Source organism: Acidimicrobiales bacterium (genome assembly GCA_016794585.1).
Classification (GTDB): domain Bacteria; phylum Actinomycetota; class Acidimicrobiia; order Acidimicrobiales; family DATDAH01; genus JAEUJM01.
Genome location: JAEUJM010000013.1, coordinates 108846 through 131441, shown reverse-complemented (window position 1 = coordinate 131441; position 22596 = coordinate 108846). Strand labels below are relative to the sequence as shown.

Annotated in this window: 26 protein-coding genes, 1 tRNA gene and 1 pseudogene; 11 read left to right on the top strand and 17 right to left on the bottom strand. The window is 70.2% G+C overall.

What is annotated here, in order from left to right; translation table 11 throughout:
• Positions 1 to 14: 14 nt before the first annotated feature.
• Together JNK12_06240 and JNK12_06235 are read left to right on the top strand one after the other, a co-directional pair.
• Entirely contained in the window at positions 15 to 1277 is a 1263-nt protein-coding gene (locus JNK12_06240) for a Zn-dependent hydrolase (GenBank protein ID MBL8775506.1), read from the top strand.
• 118 nt (positions 1278 to 1395) lie between these two features.
• Positions 1396 to 2766 (top strand): DUF4041 domain-containing protein, encoded by a 1371-nt coding sequence (locus JNK12_06235; protein MBL8775505.1) that lies wholly within the window; start codon positions 1396 to 1398, stop codon positions 2764 to 2766.
• A 21-nt stretch (positions 2767 to 2787) separates the two neighbouring features.
• Here the strand turns inward: JNK12_06235 and JNK12_06230 are convergent, their stop codons facing one another.
• Positions 2788 to 3726 (bottom strand): hypothetical protein, encoded by a 939-nt coding sequence (locus JNK12_06230; GenBank protein MBL8775504.1) that lies wholly within the window; start codon positions 3724 to 3726, stop codon positions 2788 to 2790.
• A 33-nt stretch (positions 3727 to 3759) separates the two neighbouring features.
• Between JNK12_06230 and JNK12_06225 the strand changes: the two genes are divergently transcribed.
• The 3 genes from JNK12_06225 to JNK12_06215 all read left to right on the top strand — a co-directional run bounded on the left by JNK12_06225 (position 3760) and on the right by JNK12_06215 (position 6890).
• Positions 3760 to 4587, top strand: coding sequence for an AAC(3) family N-acetyltransferase (locus JNK12_06225; GenBank protein MBL8775503.1), 828 nt, complete (start codon positions 3760 to 3762; stop codon positions 4585 to 4587).
• A 21-nt stretch (positions 4588 to 4608) separates the two neighbouring features.
• Entirely contained in the window at positions 4609 to 4935 is a 327-nt protein-coding gene (locus tag JNK12_06220; protein ID MBL8775502.1) for a DUF1905 domain-containing protein, read from the top strand.
• A 170-nt stretch (positions 4936 to 5105) separates the two neighbouring features.
• The gene (locus tag JNK12_06215) at positions 5106 to 6890 is read left to right on the top strand and encodes an NAD(P)/FAD-dependent oxidoreductase (protein ID MBL8775501.1); all 1785 of its coding nucleotides are present in this window, start codon (positions 5106 to 5108) and stop codon (positions 6888 to 6890) included.
• Positions 6891 to 6917: 27 nt separating this feature from the next.
• Here the strand turns inward: JNK12_06215 and JNK12_06210 are convergent, their stop codons facing one another.
• The 3 genes from JNK12_06210 to JNK12_06200 are packed head-to-tail and all read right to left on the bottom strand — an operon-like array spanning position 6918 to position 8174.
• Positions 6918 to 7310, bottom strand: a complete 393-nt coding sequence (locus JNK12_06210) for a DUF1622 domain-containing protein (GenBank protein ID MBL8775500.1) — start codon at positions 7308 to 7310, stop codon at positions 6918 to 6920.
• A gap of 7 nt (positions 7311 to 7317) precedes the next feature.
• Complete coding sequence (locus tag JNK12_06205; GenBank protein ID MBL8775499.1) at positions 7318 to 7713, bottom strand: helix-turn-helix transcriptional regulator; 396 nt, start codon at positions 7711 to 7713, stop codon at positions 7318 to 7320.
• Positions 7710 to 8174, bottom strand: coding sequence for an SRPBCC domain-containing protein (locus JNK12_06200; GenBank protein MBL8775498.1), 465 nt, complete (start codon positions 8172 to 8174; stop codon positions 7710 to 7712). Before JNK12_06200 ends, JNK12_06205 begins: the two co-directional genes overlap by 4 nt.
• A 226-nt stretch (positions 8175 to 8400) precedes the next feature.
• On the opposite strand from JNK12_06200, the gene JNK12_06195 reads away from it, so the two are divergent.
• A complete protein-coding gene (locus tag JNK12_06195; GenBank protein MBL8775497.1) occupies positions 8401 to 8919 on the top strand; it encodes a YdeI/OmpD-associated family protein in 519 nt (172 codons plus the stop codon).
• Between the two features lie 158 nt (positions 8920 to 9077).
• A complete protein-coding gene (locus JNK12_06190; GenBank protein MBL8775496.1) occupies positions 9078 to 9761 on the top strand; it encodes an endonuclease/exonuclease/phosphatase family protein in 684 nt (227 codons plus the stop codon).
• Between the two features lie 20 nt (positions 9762 to 9781).
• On the opposite strand, the gene JNK12_06185 is transcribed toward JNK12_06190, so the two are convergent.
• The 3 genes from JNK12_06185 to JNK12_06175 form a co-directional block, all read right to left on the bottom strand.
• Entirely contained in the window at positions 9782 to 10435 is a 654-nt protein-coding gene (locus JNK12_06185; protein MBL8775495.1) for a dihydrofolate reductase family protein, read from the bottom strand.
• Between the two features lie 65 nt (positions 10436 to 10500).
• Positions 10501 to 10944: an SRPBCC domain-containing protein gene (locus tag JNK12_06180; protein ID MBL8775494.1), complete on the bottom strand. Its 444-nt coding sequence runs from the start codon at positions 10942 to 10944 to the stop codon at positions 10501 to 10503.
• Positions 10945 to 11032: 88 nt separating this feature from the next.
• Positions 11033 to 11368, bottom strand: coding sequence for a winged helix-turn-helix transcriptional regulator (locus JNK12_06175; protein MBL8775493.1), 336 nt, complete (start codon positions 11366 to 11368; stop codon positions 11033 to 11035).
• Positions 11369 to 11469: 101 nt separating this feature from the next.
• Here JNK12_06175 and JNK12_06170 point away from each other — a divergent pair, with 101 nt between their 5' ends.
• On the top strand, positions 11470 to 11688 hold the full coding sequence (locus JNK12_06170; GenBank protein MBL8775492.1) for a hypothetical protein: 219 nt from the start codon (positions 11470 to 11472) through the stop codon (positions 11686 to 11688).
• A gap of 26 nt (positions 11689 to 11714) precedes the next feature.
• A pseudogene (locus tag JNK12_06165) lies at positions 11715 to 12216 on the top strand (O-acetyl-ADP-ribose deacetylase).
• A gap of 22 nt (positions 12217 to 12238) precedes the next feature.
• On the opposite strand, the gene JNK12_06160 reads toward JNK12_06165, so the two are convergent.
• Positions 12239 to 13588, bottom strand: a complete 1350-nt coding sequence (locus JNK12_06160; GenBank protein MBL8775491.1) for a DUF2236 domain-containing protein — start codon at positions 13586 to 13588, stop codon at positions 12239 to 12241.
• 157 nt (positions 13589 to 13745) lie between these two features.
• Positions 13746 to 14180, bottom strand: a complete 435-nt coding sequence (locus JNK12_06155) for a nitroreductase family deazaflavin-dependent oxidoreductase (protein ID MBL8775490.1) — start codon at positions 14178 to 14180, stop codon at positions 13746 to 13748.
• Positions 14181 to 14338: 158 nt separating this feature from the next.
• Between JNK12_06155 and JNK12_06150 the strand changes: the two genes are divergently transcribed.
• On the top strand, positions 14339 to 15595 hold the full coding sequence (locus JNK12_06150) for a cytochrome P450 (GenBank protein MBL8775489.1): 1257 nt from the start codon (positions 14339 to 14341) through the stop codon (positions 15593 to 15595).
• Positions 15596 to 16057: 462 nt separating this feature from the next.
• Here JNK12_06150 and JNK12_06145 read toward each other — a convergent pair whose 3' ends face one another.
• From JNK12_06145 to JNK12_06135, 3 genes are all read right to left on the bottom strand, one after another.
• Positions 16058 to 16501 (bottom strand): hypothetical protein, encoded by a 444-nt coding sequence (locus JNK12_06145; GenBank protein ID MBL8775488.1) that lies wholly within the window; start codon positions 16499 to 16501, stop codon positions 16058 to 16060.
• 182 nt (positions 16502 to 16683) lie between these two features.
• Complete coding sequence (locus tag JNK12_06140; GenBank protein MBL8775487.1) at positions 16684 to 17157, bottom strand: VOC family protein; 474 nt, start codon at positions 17155 to 17157, stop codon at positions 16684 to 16686.
• Positions 17158 to 17230: 73 nt separating this feature from the next.
• Positions 17231 to 17318 (bottom strand) — tRNA-Leu (locus JNK12_06135).
• An 87-nt stretch (positions 17319 to 17405) separates the two neighbouring features.
• On the opposite strand from JNK12_06135, the gene JNK12_06130 reads away from it, so the two are divergent.
• Positions 17406 to 18125 (top strand): DUF3152 domain-containing protein, encoded by a 720-nt coding sequence (locus tag JNK12_06130; protein ID MBL8775486.1) that lies wholly within the window; start codon positions 17406 to 17408, stop codon positions 18123 to 18125.
• A 251-nt stretch (positions 18126 to 18376) separates the two neighbouring features.
• Here the strand turns inward: JNK12_06130 and secG are convergent, their stop codons facing one another.
• From secG to JNK12_06105, 5 genes are all read right to left on the bottom strand, one after another.
• Complete coding sequence (gene secG, locus JNK12_06125) at positions 18377 to 18607, bottom strand: preprotein translocase subunit SecG (GenBank protein ID MBL8775485.1); 231 nt, start codon at positions 18605 to 18607, stop codon at positions 18377 to 18379.
• Positions 18608 to 18694: 87 nt separating this feature from the next.
• Complete coding sequence (locus JNK12_06120; GenBank protein ID MBL8775484.1) at positions 18695 to 19474, bottom strand: triose-phosphate isomerase; 780 nt, start codon at positions 19472 to 19474, stop codon at positions 18695 to 18697.
• Positions 19467 to 20591, bottom strand: coding sequence for a phosphoglycerate kinase (locus tag JNK12_06115; GenBank protein ID MBL8775483.1), 1125 nt, complete (start codon positions 20589 to 20591; stop codon positions 19467 to 19469). The genes JNK12_06120 and JNK12_06115 overlap by 8 nt, the downstream gene beginning before the upstream one ends.
• Positions 20592 to 20619: 28 nt before the next feature.
• Positions 20620 to 21621, bottom strand: coding sequence for a type I glyceraldehyde-3-phosphate dehydrogenase (gene gap, locus JNK12_06110; GenBank protein ID MBL8775482.1), 1002 nt, complete (start codon positions 21619 to 21621; stop codon positions 20620 to 20622).
• A gap of 112 nt (positions 21622 to 21733) precedes the next feature.
• Positions 21734 to 22579 carry a YvcK family protein gene (locus JNK12_06105; protein MBL8775481.1) on the bottom strand — a complete coding sequence of 282 codons (846 nt, stop codon included), beginning with the start codon at positions 22577 to 22579 and terminating at the stop codon, positions 21734 to 21736.
• Positions 22580 to 22596 lie beyond the last annotated feature (17 nt).

Sequence of the window (22596 nt, the reverse complement as noted above, 5' to 3'; positions counted from 1 at the left end):
GGACCGGAGGCTGCATGGGCGATGACCTGATCAGCGTGGACGGCGAGCGCCTGTGGCGATCGCTGATGGACCTCGCCCGCATCGGCGCGTTCACGGACGACCGGACCGGCCTCGTCGGGGTCAACCGCCTCGCGCTGACCGACGCCGACGCACACGCCCGCCGCCAGGTGATGGCGTGGATGCAGGAGGCCGGCCTCGCCGTCCGGGTCGATGCCGTGGGCAACGTCTACGGGCGGCGCGCCGGCACGGACCCGACCGCGCCGCCGGTGATGCTCGGGTCGCACATCGACTCGGTGGCCACGGCCGGTGCCTTCGACGGGTGCCTCGGCGTTCTCGGTGGGCTCGAGGTGATCCGTCGCTTCGACGAGCTCGGTCTCGACACCAGCCACCCGGTCGAGGTCGCCTTCTTCACCGAGGAGGAGGGCGTCCGCTTCCGCACCGACATGCTCGGCAGCGCCGTGGCCGTCGGTCGGGTCGATCTCGAGTCCGCGCTGGGCCTGCGCGACCGGGACGGGGTGACGCTGGGCTCCGAGCTGGCCCGGCACGGCTTCGACGGGCGGGACGACCCCCTGCTCACGCCGCCGCACGCCTACCTGGAGTGCCACATCGAGCAGGGCCCGGTGCTCGACGCGGCGGATCAGGAGATCGGCGTGGTCACCGGGGTGCAGGGCATCTCGTGGCAGGAGGTCACCATCGACGGCCGTGCCGGCCACGCCGGCGCCACCCCCACCGAGCAACGCGCCGACGCCGGCCTCGCTGCGTCACGGGCGGTGGTGCACCTGCGGGCCATGGCCGACTCCGGCGAGTTCGGCTCGCTGCGGGCCACGGTGGGCGGCCTGCAACTGCACCCTGGCCTGCCCAACGTCGTGCCCAGTCGCGCCACGTTCACCGTGGACCTGCGCAATCCGGACGACGCGGCCATGGACCGGGCCGAGGCGGCCCTCGCTTCCTTCCTCCTTGGCCTCGAGGCCGAGCACGACGGCCGCCTCACGGCGACCGTCGAGCGCCTCGCCCTCACCCGGGCGGTCGACTTCGACGATGGCCTCCAGGCCGCCATCGCCACGGCTGCCGACGAGCTCGGCTACCGGCAGATCTCCCTGCGCTCGGGGGCGGGCCACGATGCCCAGGAGCTGGCCCACATCGGCCGGGCGGCGATGATCTTCGTCCCCGGCGAGCACGAGGGCATCAGCCACAACCCCCGCGAGTACTCCACCCCAGAGGCCTGCCGCCGCGGCATCGACGTCCTCGCCACCGTGGCCGCCCGGCTCGCGGGATGAGTGAAGGAGCGCCAGGCCTTAGGGCGGTGCCCGGGTGGGTCCGTGACTTGAGCCGGTTGAGGTGCAAGCGGCTCATGGATCCAGTACCCGTGTCACGCCGAACTGCTAGTGATGATGCGTGAGCGACTCAGCACCGAACTGGTATCCCGATCCTGGCGGCGCACCCCATCTTCGCTGGTGGGACGGGACACGGTGGACCGAGTACACGCAGCCGAATCCAGCGGCAGCGTCCCCGTCGCCGATGGTGACCGCGCCACCGCCGAGCGGATTGGGCGCCAAGCGCCAACTCGCAGATGAGAACGCTCGGCTTCGCGCGGCCCTGGATTCGATGGGCGTCGGTGAACAAGAACGCCTGAGGGCGGAGATCGACCGACTACGTGCCGAGGTGGGTGCGCTCACGGCAGAGCGTGATGCGCTCGGCGCCGAGGTGGTGGAGACCCGCGACATCGCGATGCTCCAAGAAGTCGGGATCTACGAGTACAGCCATCCCTTGGACAACGCAGCTGCGTACAAGGATGCGCTGAGACGGCTGAAGGAGCAGTACAAGGGCCTTGCGAAGGCGGACCGAGCGGTCGTGGGTGCGGTGGCTTGGCAGGTCAACGGCTCGGCCAAGGAGGGCTCCAAGATGGTCGGCGACTTCAAGAAGCTGATGCTTCGGGCCTACAACAACGAGGTGGATGCTGCAGTTCGATCCCTCCGTCCACACACGCTGAGTGCAGCAGTGCAGAGGATCGACAAGGCCGCAACCTCGATTGTTCGACTGGGTCGATCAATGAGCATCGCGATCGCTGGGGACTATCACCAGCTACGGCTAGAGGAGCTGCGGCTGACGGCTGACTATCTGGCGAAGCGTGAGGAGGAGAAGGAGCGAGAGAGAGCCGATCGCGAACGACGCCGGGAGGAGGAGAAGGCTCAGCGTGAGCTCGAGCGGGAGCGCGCACGACTCGAGAAGGAGCAGTCGCATTATGCGAGTGCTCTGAACCGCCTTCGCGAACAAGGGGCGCCAGAATCTGAGATCGCCCTCGCCGAGGCCGGTCTGGCGGACGTGACCGCGGCGATCGAGGGTGTGGAACGGCGGGCTGCGAACATTCGAGCCGGCTACGTCTACGTCATCTCGAACGTCGGTGCTTTCGGCGAGGAGGTTGTGAAGATCGGAATGACGCGCCGTCTCGAGCCGATGGATCGCATCCGCGAGCTCGGCGACGCCTCGGTGCCCTTCCGCTTCGACGTCCACGCTCTCGTGTTCTCCGAGGACGCCGTGTCCCTGGAAACGGCGCTGCATCAGCGGCTGGCCGATCGCCGCGTCAATCTCGTCAACCTGCGACGCGAGTTCTTCTACGCCACCCCGGTAGAGGTCGAGGCACTGCTCCAGGAGCTCGAGGGAAGCGTTCTCGAGTTCACTGAGCTCGCAGAGGCCATTGAGTGGCGGCAGAGCGAGACGACACGCCGGGACGGCGTTCACGCAGGGGTGGAGGCCTCCGTGCGCTGACGTGAACGCCAGCGCACGGTTTCAGGGTCGAGGCGGTCCGTAGCCGGCGTCGCGGAGAACATCGGCGAGCACGGGGCCGACCGTGGCCGCCAGGACCGGGTTGGCGAAGCCCACCCACGCCACGGGGGTCGTGGTGTCGAGGGGGACGTCGAGGGGCGCGCCCCAGGGGTCGGTGACGACGCCACCACCCTCTTCCAGGAGCATCGCTGTGCAGAGGTCGTACGGGTGGCAGGCGATGGCGGCGGGGTCGACCAGCGGGCGCAGCTCGGCGGTGAACCGGTCCCGCCCGCCTAGCAGCTCGTAGAGCTGTCCCCCGGAGCAGATGTACTCGTCGTCGAAGACCTCGGTGGCGCCGAGGTGGTCGAACAGCGCCGCCTCGATGGCCACGAGGTCGGCCTTGCCCGGGGGAAAGAACTTCGCCACCTGGGCGAAGCCGTGCTCGAGGTCGGTGGCCGTCGAGGGGCGCAGGGCCAACGGGGCGCGGGCGCCGGTGCGCAGGTCGATGCGCTCGGACACGAGGCCCTCGCCCCGCACGGCGCTGACCTGGTCGGTGAGCCCCTGCTTCGTGGTGGGGAGCTCGGTCATGGCCGCAGCGGCGATGTCGCGGAGCGTTCCGCCGTGGGGTGCGGCGGCGGCCAGCGCCCACGCCGGCCGCTTGTCGTACATCAGGCCGCGGGTGCCGTCCACGGTGTCGACGATGACCGTCCACCGGGGCTCGCCGAGGACGATCGGCTCCTCCAAGCCCTCGGACACGAGTTCGACGTCGGTCCAGTTCGCGTCGAACCAGTCGACCAGCGCGTCGTCGGTGATCTTGTCGATGGCGTAGATGACGTCCGCCTCGGTCTTCCCCTCGATCACCGACATGTCGATGCCTCGCGAGGCGATCACGGTGTCTCGGAGCACGTCACCGAGCATGCAGAGGCGCCGGCGCGCCTCCTCGGGGTCGACACGCTCGGCCACTCGTCCACCGTAGGTGATCGCTACCTTGACCTGATGTCGTCCGAGGCAGATGTCATCGCATCGACGTCCAGTCCCGCGACCGTCTCCACCCTGGTGCGCGACCTCGAGGCGCTCGGGGTCGAACGGGGCGGCGTGGCCATCGTCCACTCGTCGCTGTCGGCGCTCGGGTGGGTGGCCGGCGGGCCGCAGTCGGTGGTGCAGGCGCTCTTCGAGGTGCTCGGCCCGGACGGCACCGTCGTCATGCCCACGCAGTCCGGCCAGCTCAGCGATCCCGCGGCCTGGTCCCGGCCGCCGGTGCCGGAACCGTGGATCGACCTCCTCCACGACGGCCTGCCGGTGTACGACCCGTACCTGACCCCCACCCGGGGCATGGGCCAGGTCGTGGAGTGCTTCCGACAGCACCGGGCAACGACTCGCAGCGCCCACCCCACCCTGTCGTTCGCCGCCTGCGGACCGCAGGCCGAGGCGATCGTCGGCAGCCACCCGTTGGTTCCCGGCCTGGGTGAGACCTCGCCCCTCGGCCGCCTCTACGACCTCGATGCGCAGGTCCTGCTGCTGGGGGTCGGGCACGAGCACGACACCTCCCTCCACCTCGCCGAGCACCGAGCGTCGTGGCCGGGCAAGACGACGATCCGGGAGGGTGCACCCGTGCAGCGCGACGGGCGGCGGGAGTGGGTGGTCTACGACGACCTCGAACTGGACGAGAGCGACTTCGAGCGGATCGGCGATGCCTTCGCCGCCACCGGTGGTGAGCGCAGGGGGCCGGTGGGTGCGGGCACCGGTCGGGTGTGCCGCGTCCAGGCCCTGGTCGACTTCGCCGTCGAGTGGATGAACGGGCACCGGCCCCACCTGCCCGGCTGATCGCCGCGCGATGATCGGCCGGTGACCCTGCCTCGCTTCGAGTTCCGAGCCGAGCTCTGGCTGCACACGGGCGAGGCGGCGTGGTACTTCGTGACGCTCCCCACCGACGTGGCCGACGACATCGACGAGATCGACGAGCGAGCCGCCACCGGGGCCCGTGGCTTCGGGTCGGTGCCCGTCCGGGTCACCGTCGGCGCCACGACCTGGGACACGTCGATCTTCCCGGACACCAAGGCGGGCTCGTTCGTCCTGCCCGTCAAGAAGGCCGTCCGATCGAAGGAGGGCCTCGACGAGGGGGCGATCGTCGACCTCTGCCTCGAGCTCCGCTCCCCGGGCCACGAGATCTGACCTCGCGTCCGATGACGGACGCGCCGACCGGATCGCCTAGAATTGGAACACGTTACAAAAGTGACGTTGGTCCCTAGTGAGCCGGGGCCGACCATGCCAGCGTCAGTCGCTGACCTGCGACCTTCGCACCTTGGGCGCCACCCGGCCCCCCGACCGGAGAGATCGAACCGATGACGCAGTCCTCCCCCGGCCCGTCCCCTTCGATCGAAGAGGTCCGTGAGCGCTACCGGATCGAGCGGGCGAAGCGCATCCGGCCTGACGGCGTCGCCCAGTTCAAGGAGCTCGCGGGGGATCTCGCCGAGTTCGACCGGGACCCGTTCGCCGAGCCCGGTTTCACTCGCGAGCCCGTCGACGAGGAGCACGAGGTGCTCGTCGTGGGCGGCGGCTTCGCCGGCATGCTCACGACCATCAACCTGAAGGCGCACGGTGTCGAGGACATCCGCATCATCGACAAGGCCGGTGACTTCGGCGGCACCTGGTACTGGAACCGCTACCCCGGCTGCATGTGCGACGTCGAGAGCTACACGTATCTCCCGCTGCTGGAGGAGACGGGCTACATGCCCACCGAGAAGTACGCGAGCGCCTCGGAGATCTTCGCCTACTGCCAGCTGATGGGCCGCCATTTCGACCTGTACCCGCACGCCCTGTTCCGCACCGAGGTCGAGGAGGCCCGCTGGGACGACGAGGACGGGCGCTGGCACGTCACCACCAACCACGGCGACACCTTCCGGGCGCGCTTCTTCGTGACCGCCGGTGGCATCCTCGCGAAGGCCAAGCTGCCCGGCATCCCCGGCATCGAGGGTTTCGAGGGCGACGCCTTCCACACGAGTCGCTGGAACTACGCCGTCACCGGGGGCGGCCCCACCGAGCGCATGGACAAGCTCGCGGACAAGCGTGTGGGCATCATCGGCACCGGCGCCACCGCCGTGCAGGTGGTCCCCCAGCTCGCCGAGGTGGCCAAGGAGGTGTACGTCTTCCAGCGCACGCCGTCGGCCGTGGGTGAGCGCAACAACGGCCCCACCGACGTCGAGTGGTACAAGAGCCAGCCGCCGGGCTGGCAGCAGGAGCGCATCCGCAACTTCACCCAGGCGGTCACCGGCGCCAAGCCCGAGAAGAACCTGGTCGGTGACGGATGGACCCGGTACATGTGGGAAGACACCCACGTGAAGGCCTCGTCGCCCGAGGAGGCCGAGGCCCTCGAGCGCTCCGACTTCGAGTCGATGGAGGAGCTCCGCCACCGGGTCGACACCATCGTCGAAGACCCCGAGACGGCCGAGAAGCTGAAGCCCTGGTACGGCAAGCACTGCAAGCGGATGTGCTTCCACGACGACTACCTGCCGGCGTTCAACAAGCCCAACGTCCACCTGGTCGACACCGACGGCAAGGGCGTCGAGCAGATCACCGCCGGCGCCGTGGTGGCCAACGGCGAGGAGTACCCCGTCGACATCCTCGTGTTCGCCTCCGGCTACGAGGTCACCACCGAGCTGGCCAGCCGGCTGGGGTTCGATCCGGTCGGCCGCGACGGGCAGCGTCTGTCCGAGCGCTGGTCCGACGGCCCGCACACCCTGCACGGCATCTTGTCCTCCGGGTTCCCGAACATGTGCATGATCGGGATCGTCCAGGCCGGCTTCGGGACCAACTTCTTGCACTTCCTGGCCGAGTCGGCAAAGCACGTGGCGTGGATCATCGCCACGTGCGAGGAGGACGGTGTCGCGACCATCGAGTCGGTCCCCTCGGCCGAGGAGGACTGGCTGGCGGTGCTGCTCGAGCAGGCCCTGCTCATCGCCGGCTACTCGGCCAGCTGCACGCCCGGCTACTACAACAGCGAGCTCAGCCGGGACGAGAAGACCGCCCGCAACCTCGTGTACACCGGGAGCATCCTCGACTACGCCGGCTTCCTCGAGCAGTGGCGCGACGCCGGCGACTTCCCGGGCACCGAGATCGTCAAGGACTGATCGAACCGCTTGGTCGGCGCCGGCGGTTCACTCGGGCTGAGCGGCGGGCGGATCCTGGTGGCGGAGCCGCCAGCGGCTCCACGGCCACGCCCCGTCGATCTCGACCTCGAGCGAGAAGCTCAGCACGATCCGGATGACGACGATCATGCCCAGCACGAGGACGCTCTCGACGGTCGGGTCCACGACGATGGTCCGCACGATGTCGCCCACGATGAGCACCTCGAGACCGAGCAGGATGGCCCGACCGAGCCGTTCACGGAGCTGCTCGTAGGCACCCTCCCGCCGGGCTGGCGCGGTCATGGCGACGGCGTAGGCGATCAGTGCGGCCAGGCCGCCCAGCACCATGATGGCGGCGCCGAACCCCTCGACCACCTTGACGACGTCGGAGATGAACTCGTCGTAGGTGAGGCTCGCCGGCACGGAACGATCATCGCACTCCCGGCGGCGAGGGGTGCTCCCCTCGCTGGTCGGCGGCGCGGTCGGCCTCGATGCGCTCGGCGATGCGGGCGATGCGGCGGAGCCGGCCGTCCCACGCCGAACCGACCGCCGCGAGCTGTGCGGCGGCCCGGGCGAGCTGCTCGTCGTCGACCCGGTAGCGGCGTTCGCGTCCTTCCGCCACGCCGTGCACCAGGCCGGCGCGGTCGAGCACGGCCAGGTGCTTGGCCACCGCCTGGCGGGTGACGGGGACGTACTCGCTCAACGTCGTCGCGGTGCCGTCGCCATCGGTGAGGAGCAGGTCGAGCAGCCGGCGCCGGGTGGGGTCACCCACCGCGGACCACAGCTGGTCGTCGACCGGGTCGGCCGATCGGGCGGCGGTGCTCATGCTGCGACGACGACGGTCGGGGCGTAGTCCACGAGCCGGGGCAGGAAGTGTCCCCAACCGGCCACGTGGTCGTTGTAGGTCTCCTCGAGGACCGCGACCTCCCACCCCATCTCGCGGAAGCCGGACTCGGTCATGCGCAGGAGGGTCCCGCCATCGCTCGGCGCCAGCTCGAAGGTCACGAGCAGCGAGTTGCCCTCCGCGGCGTCCTCTCCCTCGGGGTGCGTCCAGCGGAAGGAGAACAGGCGGTCCGCAACGGCGTCGACCACCGTGACCTGCGGGATCTGGGCCTCCCCCGATGCGGGGTCACCGAACACGAGGTGGCCCTTGGCGCCCGGGACGGGCTCCAGCACCGCGTCGTCGGGCCACCACTCACGCAGGTGGGCGGGGCTGGTGATGACCTCGAACACCGTCGCCGGCGAGGCGTTGATCTGGACTTCACGTTCGATCGATCCGAACTCCACGGGGCTTCCTCCATGTGCAACTATCGGTTGCGCATCAGTATGCACCCGGTTCCAGAGAAACGCAACCAGGGGTTGCATGTTTTCTCGGGATGGTCGCGCCGGCGCGGCGCGAACGCAGGTGGGTGCTCGCTCGCCCAGGGGCGTCGCGGGTCGTACGCTGCGGCGCATGGAGACGAACCCGAAGGTGGATGCGTTCATCGGGCGGCAGGACCAGTGGAAGGACGAGATGGAGGCCCTGCGGCCGGTGCTCCTGGAGTGCGGGCTGACCGAGGAGATCAAGTGGGGCAAGCCCTGCTTCAGCCACGACGGGCGCAACATCGCCATCTTCCAGCCCATGAAGGGCTTCCTGTCCCTCATGTTCTTCAAGGGCGCCCTGATGGACGACCCCGCCGGCCTGCTGCGCTCACAGGGCCCGAACAGCCGCTCCGCGCTCCGCCTCGAGCTCACCTCGGTCGCCCAGGTGAACGAGCAGGCGGACATCGTCAGGGACTACGTCGCCGACGCCATCGACGTCGAGGACAAGGGCCTCCAGGTCGAGCCCGCCCCCGGGCTCGAGCTGTGCGAGGAGCTCCAGAACCGCCTCGAGGCCGACCCCGACCTCCGTACGGCCTTCGAGGGCCTGACCCCCGGCCGCCAACGGGAGTACAACCTCCACTTCAGCGACGCCAAGAAGGCCGAGACCCGCGAAGCCCGGATCGACAAGTACGCCGACAAGATCCTCGCCGGAAAAGGCTTCCGCGACTGACCGCTGCGGCGGCTGGCGCTCACGCTGTGGTGGATTCACCATCAGACGGTCGGGGGCACACCTGGCGCTTCGCGTCCTGGAACCTGGATTGGTGGGCCCGTCTGCAGGAGAAGAGGTCGAAGGCGTCTCTGCTTGCTGGCGTCGACGCGGATGTGACGGTGCTGCAAGAGGTGAAGGGTGGCGTCGCCAAGGCGGTGCGGGCGGCCCACCCCGGGACGTGCGTGTTCTCACAGGAGGTGTTCGAGGAGGCGACCTGGGGGTGGATGGGCTGCGGCGTGCTGCTCCGCCGGGGCGCCGAGATCCTCGATTGCGGCGTGGTCGGGGGACTGCCGAAGCCGCAGCGGAGCCTCTGGGCTCGCGTGCGTCGTCCCGACGGCCAGGAGGTGACGGCCGTCTCGTGGCACACACCGAACGCCGCAGGCGACGGTGTCGCCGTGAAGATGGCGGCGTACTCGTCCATGTCGGAGTGGCTCGCCAGTGCACCACGCCCCTTGGTACTTGGCGCCGACCTCAACACCTGGCGCGACCCGATCGACCTCATCGATCCCGACCCGAGCGACGACTTCTTCGAGGAGCACGCCTTCATCGGCCCCACTCCCTCACACGGCCTGGTCGACGCATACCGAACGGTGCTGGAAGCGGGCGGTGAGCTCGATCGCCGGCGCGCGGAGAAGCACGAGGGACCGCTCGCCGTCTCCCACACGCTCAGCTCGGGCGCCAGCCATCGGATGGACCGGATCTTCTCGAGCCCGGACCTACGACCGAGCGCCGGCGGGTACGAGTACGCGGGCGCGATCGAAGCTGGCAGCGATCACGCCTTGCATTGGATCGACTTCAGCTGAGAGGCCGCCGGTTCCTGTCCTCAGGGGCGTTCGAAGCGGAAGTGGGTGACGGCGTCGGTGGCGGTGTGCTCGATGCAGACGTAGCCGGCGGGCGGTGAGGACTCGGGGAAGACGCGCTCGCCGACGCCGATGAGCATCGGCACCTGGACGAGGTGCATCTCGTCGACCAGGCCGGCGCTGAGGTACTGGCGCACCACGTTGGCGCCGCCCATGAGGCGGACGTCCTTGCCCTCGGCGGCGGCGAAGGCCCGTTCGAGGGTGTCCTCGATACCCCCGGTGGCGAAGTGGAAGGTGGTGCCGCCCTCCATGGGGAGGTCGTCCCTCTCGTGATGGGTGAGCACGAAGGTCGGCGCGTGGTACGGCGGGTTCGGCCCCCACCAACCCACCCAGCCGTCGTCCGGCCACGGCCCACGCGACGTGGTGAACATGTTGCGGCCCAGGATGACCGCGCCGATGCCGTCGAAGCTGTGGCGGACGAAGGCGTCGTCGTCGTTCTCCTCGCCCCCGTCCAGGCCGAGCATCTCGTTGCCGGCCCGGGTGGCGAACATCCAGTCGGTGAAGCCCTCGACGTTGTCGCCGAACGGCGATTCCATGCGCTGGTTCTCGCCGGCGGCGTAGCCGTCGATCGACATCATCAGGCAGCGGACGACGAGCTTCTGGTCGTTGGTGGGCATCGGATGGCTCCTTGGCGGGGACGACGGGAGGGAGACGGAGGCGAGCGGGCGATCTCAGCGGCCGCTCAGGCGGAGGTGCCGTCCTCGGTCAGCTCGGCGGCGAGGCCGGCGGCGGCGTAGTGACGCTGGTGCTCTGCGAACATGTCCCAGTCCCAGGGGACGGGCGTGCCGGCGAGGGCGGGGGCCAGCCGTGAGAGCGACATGTGGAGGCCGACCGCGTACCCGTTCTCGACGGCGGCGGCGGGATCGGTCACGAAGTGGCTGAGGCGCAACATGGTGCCGTCGCCGTCGGGCTCGAGCTCCCACAGCATCCGGGAGCCTTCGTCCACATGGGTATGCTCGAGCAGCACCGGCGGCTCGACCCGCAGCACCTCGAGGGTCATGACCATGGGCTCGTCGCCGGCGGCGGCCATGACGATCTGCCCACCAGGGCGCAGATCGAGGCTGATGTCGGCGGGGAACGGCAGCCACCACTCCCCAGCCGCTCTGGTTCGGTGATGGCCGACCACACCTCGTCGACCGGGTGGCGCAGGCGGCGCTCGAAGCGGATCACACCCCCGCTGTCGGTGCGCTCGATGGTGCCGTCGGGATCGGGGGTCATGGCGTGTCCTTGGTCGAGGGTGGGTTGGTTCGGTCGAGGTGCCGCTCGAGGGCGTCGAGGCGGCCCGCCCAGTACCGGCGATAGGGGGCGAGCCACTCGTCGAGCTCGGTCAGCGGCTCGGGGCGGAGGCGGTAGAGGCGGCGCTGGGCATCGGCCCGGACGTCGACCAGGCCGGCGTCCCGGAGCACCCGAAGGTGGCGTGACACCCCGGGCTGGTGCATGCCCGTGAGCTCCACGAGCTCACCCACCGAGCACTCCTGCTCACGGAGGTGATCGAGAATGCGCCGCCGCGTGGGTTCGGCGATCACATCGAACAGCTCCGTGGCGGGCACGGGCATGAGCATATGCCATGCCGTATATATGTCAAGACAGATGTTAAGGCGCTGGTGGGGTTCCCCTCGGGCGTGGGCCGCCCGCCTCCTAGGCTGGCGGCGTGGACGATCTGGACGTGTACGAGGCCGTCAAGGAGCTGTGTCTGACGAACGAGGCGGTGACCATGGCCGACGTGTCGGAGCGCCTGCGCAGCGACGAGTACGAGGCGGTGGCCGCCACCCTGGACATGTTGGTGGTGAAGGGGCTCCTCTCCCCCACCGATGGGGCGAGGCCGAGGCGGTACCGGCCGGCGAAGGGCCATGAGGACATCAACGTCTGATCTGCCGGGGTGACGGAGGCCGCCGGATGACTCGACCGCAGCTGTCCGTCATGCTCGGGGACATCACGGAGCAAGACGTCGACGCGATCGTCAACGCCGCCAACTCCTCGCTGCTGGGTGGCGGTGGCGTGGACGGGGGCGATCCACCGGGCCGCCGGCCCGGAGCTCGTCGAGTACTGCCGGACCCTCGGCGGCTGCCCGACGGGCGAGGCCAAGGTCTCCCCCGGCTTCCGCCTCCCGGTCCGGTGGGTCATCCACACCGTGGGGCCGGTCTGGCGAGGCGGCGAGCAGGGCGAGACCGAGCTGCTGGCCTCGTGTTACGCCACCTCGCTCCAGCGGGCCGCCGAGGTGGGCGCCGCCAGCGTTGCCTTCCCCGCCATCTCCACCGGGGTCTACGGCTACCCCGTGCGGCCCGCGGCCGAGATCGCGGTGTCGACGGTCCGGGGCGTGGACACCGACCTGGAGGAGATCCGCTTCGTGTGCTTCGACGAGGGGACCAGGCAGGCCTACGACGAGCTGCTGCTCTGACGACCCGCTCCCGTGCGCCTCGTCAGGCGGCGGGCTCGGAGGCCGCCGCGGCCTTCGGGCGGCCGTGGGTGTAGGTCTGGGCGTCGGTGCGGAACTCGGCGTGGCCGTAGCCCTTCAGTCGGCGGCGCAGGGTCCAGGTGACGAGGGAGTCGGTGACCGGTCGCAGCGGCGGGACCCGGTTGAGCAGGTGCACCGCCTGCAGGCGGCCGTAGATGAACGGCGCCGCCGCCGCGACCCGCACCTTGTCGCCGGTGGTCATGGAGACGCCCATCGACGCCGCCTGCTCCGTGTCGCCCTCGAGGAACACCTTGATGAAGAACGCGGTGCTGAAGCTGCGCTCGAAGGACTCGCCGATCCGGTTGTGCAGGGAGCGGTCCGGGCGCAGGTAGGCGCCCATCGTGGCTCGCACGAGCTCGCCGCAGGTGGCGTCGTCGTACCCCTTACGCAGGGTGGCAGCCCGGGCGAGGAACACCGCCAGCATCTCCTTCGGTTCGGTCGGCAGCAGCTCTTCCGGTAGTCCGAGCAGGAAGCAGCGATACCGGGCCATCTCGATCTGGGCCTGCTCGTCGGCGTCGAACTCGTCCCGGCCCGCCTTGACCACCGCGGCGGCGATGAGGAAGGACGAGATCAGCCCCGCCGGCATCTGGTCGACCTGCGGGATGGGGATGCCGAAGCGCTCCTGGTCCCAGCGGTCCGACCGCCGCAGCGCGTTGTAGCGGACCATCGAGTGCATCAGGCGCACCATCGCTGCGGCCTCGAACCCCGGGCCGTCGCGGCGCATCCCGCCCGGGAGGACCGTGGTGGCGAAGAAGCTGGCCGTCTCGTTGACCCGCCGGGCGGCCCGCTTGTCCGACAGCGACCCGGTGATGGCCATGGGCAGGGCCGCGTACTCGTTGAGGAAGGTGGCCAGGAAGGCACCACGGATCGCGTAGGGGGCGGCGAGGGCGGCGCCGGCCCGCTCGACCCGGGCGCCTCGCTCGACCAGGTCCAGGTCGATCCAGTCGGGGGTGTCCTCCATGGCCTCGATGAAGGCGACGAGCTCCTCGGGGGCGCCCTCCACGGCCTCGATGCCGTCCCGGCAGGCGCTGCGGACCATCTCGATGAGGCGCTGCATGCCGAGCTCGGGGATCAGCGAGACGTAGGCGTCGCAGACGACGTCGCCGAGCATGGTGGCCGTGGCCATCACCTCGATGAGGCTGGTGTCGGCCATCAGGTCGGCGCGGGAGAGCTTGATGTGGGTCGGGTAGTCCGACTCGTCGTCGGGGCCGAGAGCCAGCCGCTCGGGCACCCGGTCGAAGTCGATGTCGCCATACATCCCGGGCAGCTCGTCGCGCTGGCGACGGACCCGTTCCCTCAGCGTCTCGACCGACACGTCCCCTCCGATCCGCCCGCGGCACCCAGCGGCCGACGGTCGTTCGAGTCTCGCACAGCACTTGACCGGGCGGTCAAGAAACGGCGCCTGCGCCCCCGGTGGGTGGTTCGGTTCGACGTGTCGAACTCCCCAGAGCCGACGCCGGCCCGCCCGGATCTCAGGCGGCGAGCAACTCGAAGACCGGGTGCCGGTCGGCTTCGGCCACGAACGCTTCCACCGGGTCGTCGACGGTCGCGTCGAACTCCGGACGAGCCTTGGGCGCGATGGCCACGTAGCGCTTGAGGACCGGTCCCGCCTCCGTGGGCGCCGCCTCGTGGGCGCGGTACCGCCGACTCGTCCTGCCGTAGCGCATCTCCACGCGGTCGGTCGAGCGCACGTTGCGTACCCACTGGACCTCGCCGTAGGGGGCGACGAGCCAGCGACGGTCGCCGTCGTCGACCGGGACCACGGGGACCGTCGCTTCCCGGCCCGTCCTGTGACCTGTCGTGGTCAGGAGATGGATCGGGCCCACCCCCAAGCGGGCGAGCAGAGCGACGAACGCGTTCCCGGCCCGCCAGGCGAGGCTGTGGAAGTCGTGGCGCTTCTCGGACATGGTCGATCACTCCTTCTCGTTGCTCACCTCGCGACCTACCCCGCCCGCTGCCCCTCCGTTCGCCTTGTAGGTTCCTGGCCCGTGTCCCGTCCTCGTCGCCCGCGTTGCGCCTCTCCACTAGACGGGTCGAGGCGGTCGAGTGCAAAAGGGCGGGGAACGTGACCGTCGCCACTCGGACGAGCGACGCCGGCGGGCTCTTCCACCGTCCCGCCCGCTGGGGCGACATGGCCGACTGGCACGAGCAGGTGGCCGACCTCCGCCGCACGGAGCCGATCCTGGTGGTCGAGGACGACGAGTTCAGCCCCTTCTGGGTGCTGACCCGCCACGAGGACGTGTTCGCGGTGTCCCGCGACGACGACCACTGGAAGAGCACGGCCCGGGTGGTCCTCTCCCCCGACGCTGCCCAGGAGGAGATGCTCGCCAGCCCGTTCGTCCCCCGCTCGCTCGTGCAGCTGGACGACCACGAGCACACGGCGCACCGCAAGGTGACCAACGACTGGTTCAAGCCCGCCGCGGTGGGCGCCCGTCAGTCCCGTATCGACGCCATCGCCGACCACTTCATCGACCGGATGCGCGCCCTCGACGGCGAGTGCGACTTCGCCGTCGACATCGCCCAGCCGTACACGCTGCGCATCATCATGGACATCTACGGCGTCCCCGAGTCGGACGAGCCGATGATGATGGACCTCACCCAGGGGATCTTCGGCGCCAACGACCCCGAGTTCCTCGGCGACGACACCGATCCCGCCATGCGGGTCGCCCGATCGGTGATGACGTTCATCCAGTACTTCAACGAGGTCACGGAGGACCGCCGGGCCTGCCCCGCCGACGACCTCGCCTCGGTCATCGCCAATGGCCAGGTCGACGGCTGCCCCATGGGTGACGCCGAGCGGCTCTGGTACTACATCCTCGTGGCCACCGCCGGCCATGACACGACGTCGTTCGCGCTCTCCGGCGGGCTCGAGGCGATCCTCGCCCACCCGGGGCAGTGGGAGGCGCTCCAGGACGCTGACGACGACGCCGTGGCCCGAGCGGCCGACGAGATGATCCGCTGGACCACCCCCGTGCGCCACTTCATGCGGTACGCCACGGAGCCGACGACCATCCGCGGCGTCGACATCCCCGACGGCGGCGGCGTGCTCCTCTCGTACCCGTCGGCCAACCGTGACGAGGACGTCTTCGCCGACTCGATGACCTTCGACGTCACCCGCACCGATGCCGACCGCCTGCTCTCCTTCGGCGTCGGCGCCCACTTCTGCCTCGGCGCCCAGTTCGCCCGCCGCGAGCTGCGCTCGTTCCTCCGCCGCCTGGTCGACCAGCTCGCCGAGCTCGAGCCCGCCGGCGACGCCGAATGGGCCCAGAGCCACTTCGTCAGCGGCGTGAAGCACCTCCCCATCCGCTACCGCTGGCGGTAGGCCGGCGGCGGCCGACGCGTCCTTCCTCCTCCCGAGACAAAGGACGGATCGTCAGCTACAGTCCACCGCAATTGCACCCAGAAGGTGCTCCGTGGGTCAGAGCTATGAGGCGCTGACTCGGTACTTCGGGCGGATATGAGCCGCTGGGTGCCTTGGCTCGAGGAGCCCGGTCGACATGGCCGATTGCACGAAACGTCCGTACCCGTCCGAGTGGGATGCCCTCGCAGCTCTCCGGGCGATCCGACGGAAGTCCGACAGATCGGCCGGACGGCGGGAGCGAGGGGCCTACTTCTGCCCCCAGTGCAGGGTATGGCACCTCACGTCGAGGTCGAAGACCCAGCGCCCACCCTGGAAGAGACGGCGGGAGCAGGTCGCCCCGAACTCCGCCGGGTCGAATGTGCCACGGACATCACCGGTGACGGCAGCCCCGAAACCTCCGTGACTGATCTTCGGGTGCGGGCGTCAGCCGGTGAACGCCGGTGCGATCGCAGTTGCGTCAGCAGGCTGTGCCTGCGGGGGCAACTCGGTCGGCGGCGCCGTTGTGGGCGGCGTCGCGCCGGGGTCGGCGATGACGCTGAACCTGGTCACCAGTTCTTCCTTGTCGTTGCACTCCACCGCCGCGATGTACCCGCCGCCGGGGGTCGCGTCTGCGGGGATCTGCAGGGTCCCGGAGAAGTCGCCCAGGCCGTCGGAGGGAGCCGTCCCTGATGCAATGGTGTTGTCGTCGGGGTCGGTGATGCTGATCGGGAACGACGAGGCCGTCGAGGGGCATCCACCGGCGAGCGTGACCGTCGCCCCGGCGGGCGCCGGATTCGGGGTGACGGTGAAGGCCTGCCCTTCGCCCGATCCAGTGACGGTGGAGGCGACAAGGAAGGTGGACAACAGGAGGGCGGAGACAGCAGGCACAGCGATCCTTCGTGGTCGGAGGGTGCGGCGGCGGCGAATCTACACGGCGACGTGCCTGCGCCCGAGGACGGCAGGGTGTTCCGGTGTGGGTGCTCGCGGACGCAGCCCGCTGAGGGCCCGCGCTCGCTGGAGTTCCTGCGGGTGACCGACGTCAGGGACGGTCGGGCGGCCCGCTGAGCCGTTCAGGCGGCGGCGTTCCCGCCGGGTGGTACCGCAGAGACGGTGTCCCTGGCGGGTTGTACCGACCGGGCGTCGCATCGGGGTTCTGCAGGCACACCTCCGCTTCGAACCAGTCCGGATCCCGGAAGAACACGCTGAGCACGTGGGCCGAAGTCCGTGACGAAGCCGTCCGTGGCGTCGCGGGCGAGCAGGCGGTCACGGATCTCGTCGAAGGCCTCGAGCGAGGCCGCCTCGAACGCCAAGTGGTCCAGCCGGCCCCGACCGAACATCGGCACCTGGCGCTCCTGCTCGGGGTTGCCCCGCAGCTCGAACACGTTGAGCTCGGAGGTCGGCGTGACCCAGACGAGCGTGGCCCGGAAGCCGTCGCCGTCCTCCAGCACCTCGTGCGTGGCGCCGAACACGTTGGCGTAGAACTCGAGGAACCGCTCGGTGTCACCGGTCAGCACTGCGACGTGGTTGAAGGCACTCAGAAGCATGCCGAGAGGCTCCGCCGCCCGACCCGAACGTGGGGCAAAAAGGCCGCTGACCAGCGCATTCGCGCTGGTCAGGTGGTGTCGGAGGGGGGACTTGAACCCCCACGCCCTTGCGGGCACCAGCCCCTCAAGCTGGCGCGTCTACCAAATTCCGCCACTCCGACGTGGCCCACCCGGGGTGCGGGCGGACGGACACTCTACCCCACCCACCGGCTTCCCCGACCAACCCACCGCCCCGTAGCCTCGGCGTCGTGGCCCACGGACGAGGGCGTCGGCTGTCCCTCGTCGCGCTGGCGGCCCTGCTGGTGGGGTCGGGGCTCCTGGTGGGGTGCGGTGGTGGTGACGATGCCGCCTCGGGCGGGGGGCCGAACACCACGGACGCCACCGGCACCACGTTGGTGCAGCGGGCGGTGAGCGCGGTGACGCCGACCACGGCGTCCACGGTCCCCGCTCCCCCGCCGGCGCCGGGCACCTTCGTGACCGCGCCGGGAACGAGCTGGCCGGCGGGCACGGGCGCGCCCCGCACCTATACGGTCGAGGTGGAGACCGCGACCGGCGTGGACCCGACGGCATTCGCCACCTTCGTCGACGGCACCCTGAGCGACCCCCGGAGCTGGATCGCCGACGGCAGCCTCAGCGTGCAGCGGGTCGAGGCCGGGGGATCGGCCCGCATCGTGCTGGCCACGCCGGGGACCACCGATGCGATGTGCGCCCCGCTGCGCACCAATGGGATCTACTCCTGCGGGCAGGGCAACACGGCGGTGATCAACCTCGACCGCTGGAACGAGGGCATCGACGTGTGGACGGGGCCCCTCGAGGACTACCGCCACTACGTCGTCAACCACGAGTTCGGCCACGTCCTGGCCCACGGCCACGACATGTGCGGCGGCGCCGGCCAGCTGGCGCCGGTCATGCAGCAGCAGACGAAGGGCCTCGACGGCTGCCTGCCGAACGGCTGGCCCTACCCCTGAGCGTTCCGCGGAACGCTTCCCGGTCCGAGACGACGGCCTGCCACCTGCTCGGGCGGTTCGATTCCTTGGACCGATGACCGCGCAGAGCGCGGTGAACGGTCCAAAGAACGTGCCGGGCCGTCAGCCGAGCGGGTCGAGTGCGCGGTTCTTCGTGCAGGTTTCGTCGCATGGCGACGAAGAGTGCACAACGAATCCCGAAGGATGCCGGTGGCGAACGGCCCGAGGAGAGGGCGCCGGCGGGGCGCCGACGCTCAGTCGAGCAAAAGGACGAGGGCGATGGTCGTGAAGCCGAAGACCACCGCGGCGACCACGGTGATGCGGTCGAGGTTCTTCTCGACGACCGTCGAGCCCGCCGCCGTGGCGCCGAGGCCACCACCGAACATGTCGGAGAGGCCGCCGCCCTTGCCGCTGTGCAGCAGCACGAGCAGGATCAGCAGCAGGCTGGCGATGACCTGGATCCCGATGACGATGGCGGTGAGCACGAGGATGGATCCTATCGGTCAGGCCCCGTCACGGCACGACACCGGGCGCGGGACGAGGTCGAGGACGATGGCTAAGACCAGCGGACCTCAGCCCAGTCGGTAGCGGACGATGCGGCTGAAGTCGTCGGGGTCCAGGCTGGCGCCGCCGACGAGGGCACCGTCGATGTCGGGCTGGCCCATCAGCTCGGCGGCGTTGTTGGGCTTCACCGATCCGCCGTACTGGATGCGCACGGTGGCGGCAGCCTCCGCGCCGGCCACCGATGAGACCACGCCGCGGATGAACCCACAGACAGCCTGGGCGTCCTCGGCGCTGGCCGTGCGGCCGGTGCCGATGGCCCAGATGGGCTCGTAGGCGACGACCATGCCGCCGACCTGCTCCTTGGTGATCTTGGCGAGGCCGGCCCGCACCTGGCCCTCGACCTTCGACTCGGTGGTGCCCGCCTCGCGCTCCTCGAGGGTCTCGCCGCAGCACAGGATGGGCGTCATCTGCTGCGCCAGCACGGCCCGGGCCTTGCGGTTGACGTCCTCGTCGGTCTCGCCGAAGAGCTCACGGCGCTCGGAGTGGCCCACGATCACGTACTTCACGTTCAGCTTGGCCAGCATCGACGGCGAGACCTCGCCGGTGAAGGCGCCCTTGTCCTCCCAGTGGCAGTTCTGGGCGCCGAGGGCCATGTCCATCTTGTCCGACTCGATGACCGTCTGGACCGAGCGGATGTCGGTGAAGGGCGGGTGCACCGACACGTCGACGGCGAGGTAGTCCTCGGCGTCGAGCGCGTACGACAGCTTCTGAACCGTCTGGATGGCCTCGAAGTGGTTGTGGTGCATCTTCCAGTTGCCGCTGATCAGCGGCTTGCGCGCCTCAGGCATTGGGGGCCTCCCGGAGGGCCTTCAGGCCGGGCAGGTCCCCCTGCTCCAGCAGTTCGAGCGACGCACCGCCACCCGTCGAAAGGTAGTCGACCTGATCGGCCAACCCGAACTTGGCCAGCGCCGAGGCGCTGTCGCCGCCGCCGACCACGGTGAACCCGCGGGCGTCCGCCACGGCTTCGGCCACCGCCCGGGTGCCGGCCGCGAAGCGCTCGTCCTCGAACACACCCATGGGGCCGTTCCAGAGCACGGTGCCGGCCTCGCCGATGATGTCGAGGAACTCGGCGGCGGTCCCGGGACCGATGTCGAGGCCCATCCAGCCGTCGGGCAGATTGGTGCCGAACTGGCGCACCTCGCCGCCCGCCGACGGGTCGCCGATCTTGCCCCCCGGGCCGAGGCCCGTGATGTCGCTGGGCAGGTGGACGGCGTCGCTCTCGGACAGCAACCGCGCACAGGTGTCGATCTGGTCGGGCTCGACCAGCGAGGAGCCGATGCTCTTGCCCTGCGCCGCCAGGAACGTGAAGCACATGCCGCCGCCGACGATGAGCGTGTCCACCACCTGGAGCAGCGCCTCGATGACACCGAGCTTGTCGCTCACCTTGGCCCCGCCGAGGATGGCCACGAACGGGTGGCGGGGGTCGGTGCGGACGCCGAGCAGCACCTCGGCCTCACGGGCCAGCAGGCGCCCGGCGGCCGACGGCAGGAACTGCGGCGGCCCCACGATGGAGGCGTGCGCCCGGTGCGACGCGCCGAAGGCGTCGTTGACGTAGGCGTCCTGACCTTCGATCAGCTTCTGCACGAAGGCCGGGTCGTTGCCCGTCTCGCCCGGGTCGAAGCGCAGGTTCTCGAGCAGCTCGACCCCCGGCGCCAGCTCGGCGAGCCGCGCCCGGACGGGGTCCATCGAGAACGCCGGGTCGGGCGCCCCCTTGGGTCGTCCGAGGTGGCTGCACGCCGTGACCGTGGCGCCCTGCTCCTGCAACCAGCGCAGGGTGGGCAGGGCCGACCGGATGCGCAGGTCGTCGGTGATCTCGCCGTCCTCCAACGGGACGTTGAAGTCGGCGCGGACGAGGACCCGGCGACCGTCGAGGTCGCCGAGGTCCTCCAGGACCGGCACGCTCATGTCAGGACCGCCTGTCGCCGTGCCGCCCTCAGGCGGCGACGATCTCGACGAGGTCGACGAGGCGGTTCGAGTAACCCCACTCGTTGTCGTACCAGCCGAGGATCTTCACGAGGTTCCCCGACACCATGGTGAGCTTGCTGTCGAAGGTGCAGGAGTAGGGCGTGCCCACGATGTCCGACGACACGATGGGCTCGTCCGAGTACTTCAGCACCTTGGACAGCGGGCCCGAGGAGGCGGCGGCCTCGAAGGCGGCGTTCACCTCGTCCACCGAGGCCTCCTTGTCGAGGATGCCCACGAAGTCGGTGATGGAGCCGTCGGGCACGGGGACCCGCAGGGAGGTGCCGTCGAGGCGACCCTGCATGGCCTCGAGGACGAGACCGGTGGCGCGGGCGGCGCCGGTCGACGACGGGATGATGTTGATGGCGGCGCTGCGGGCCCGGCGCAGGTCGCTGTGGGGGCCGTCCACGAGGGACTGGTCACCGGTGTAGGCGTGCACGGTGGTCATGAGGCCGCGCTCGACGCCGAAGGCGTCGTCGAGCACCTTGATCATGGGCACGAAGCAGTTGGTGGTGCAGGAGGCGTTCGAGATGACCTTGTGCGCCTCGGCGTCGTAGGTGTCGTCGTTCACGCCGACCACGAAGGTGGCGTCGGCGTCCTTGCCGGGGGCGGAGATGATGACGCGGGGAGCGCCGGCCTCGAGGTGGGCGGCGGCCTTGGTCCGGTCGGTGAAGAAGCCGGTGGACTCGACCACGACGTCGACGCCGAGATCGCCCCACGGCAGGGCGGCGGGATCGCGCTCGGCCAGCACCTTCAGGGCCTTGCCGTCGATCTCGATGCCACCGTCGACGGCCTTGACGTCGGCGTCGAGGGTGCCCATCACCGAGTCGTACTTGAGGAGGTGCGCCATCGTGGCGACGTCGCCCAAGTCGTTGACGGCGACGAACTCGATGTCGGCGCCCTGCTCCTTGACGGCACGGAAGAAGTTGCGGCCGATGCGGCCGAAGCCGTTGACGCCGACGCGGATGGTCATTGCGGGTGTGCCTCCGTTGAGAGTTCGGGGATCTGCACCTATCCGACCACGTCGCCGCGGCGCGGTGCCAGTTGCGAAGGTCCCAACCTTCTCCAGGAAGCCCTTTGGGGGCTCACGTGAGCCCGGCGAGGACCTCGGCGAGCAGCGCGGGGTCGTGGGCGAGGCCGCCGGGGCGGGCGATGGGACGCATCACGGCCTCCACGTCGAGCCCGTCGGTGGGCAAGCCGCCCTCGTGGCAGACGACGACGTCCACCTCCAGGCCGTGGGCCCGGAGGGCGTCGACGTGGTCACCCACGCCGTAGCCGGCGGTCTCGGGGATCTCCGGGGCCAGGTTGCAGACGTACACCTTGCGGGCCGACGTCCGGGCCAGCGCCGCCCGCACACCCGGCACCGCTGCGGCAGCCAGCACGCTGGTGTAGAGGGAGCCGGGGCCGATCACGATCTGGTCCGCCCCCTCGATGGCCTCCACGACGCCGGGTGCCACGGGCGGATCAGGCGGCGTCAGCGACACGCGGGTGATGCCGACTGCGTTCGACACCGCCACCTGACCGGCCACCTCGTCGCCGCCGGCCTCGGCCTTCAACACGACGGGCTCGGTGGTGGCGGGCAGGACCCGCCCGACCGCGCCCAGCAGACGGCCGACCTCGTCGAGGGCGGCCTGGAAGTCGCCGCCGGCGTCGGCCAGGCCGGTGATGAGCAGGTTGCCCAGCGCGTGGCCTTCCAGCTCCCCCGCGTCGAAGCGGTGGTCGAAGGCCCGGGCCAGGAGCGAGTCTTCGGCGGCGAGCGCGGCGAGGCACTTGCGCAGGTCGCCGGGCGGCGGCAGGGCGATGCTCTCGCGCAGCCGCCCGCTGGAGCCTCCGTCGTCGGCGACCGCCACGATGGCGGTCAGCTCGCCGGCGTAGCGGCGGGCGGCGCGCAAGGACGCGGCGAGCCCGTGACCGCCGCCGACGGCTGCCACCCGGGGTCCGCAGCCGA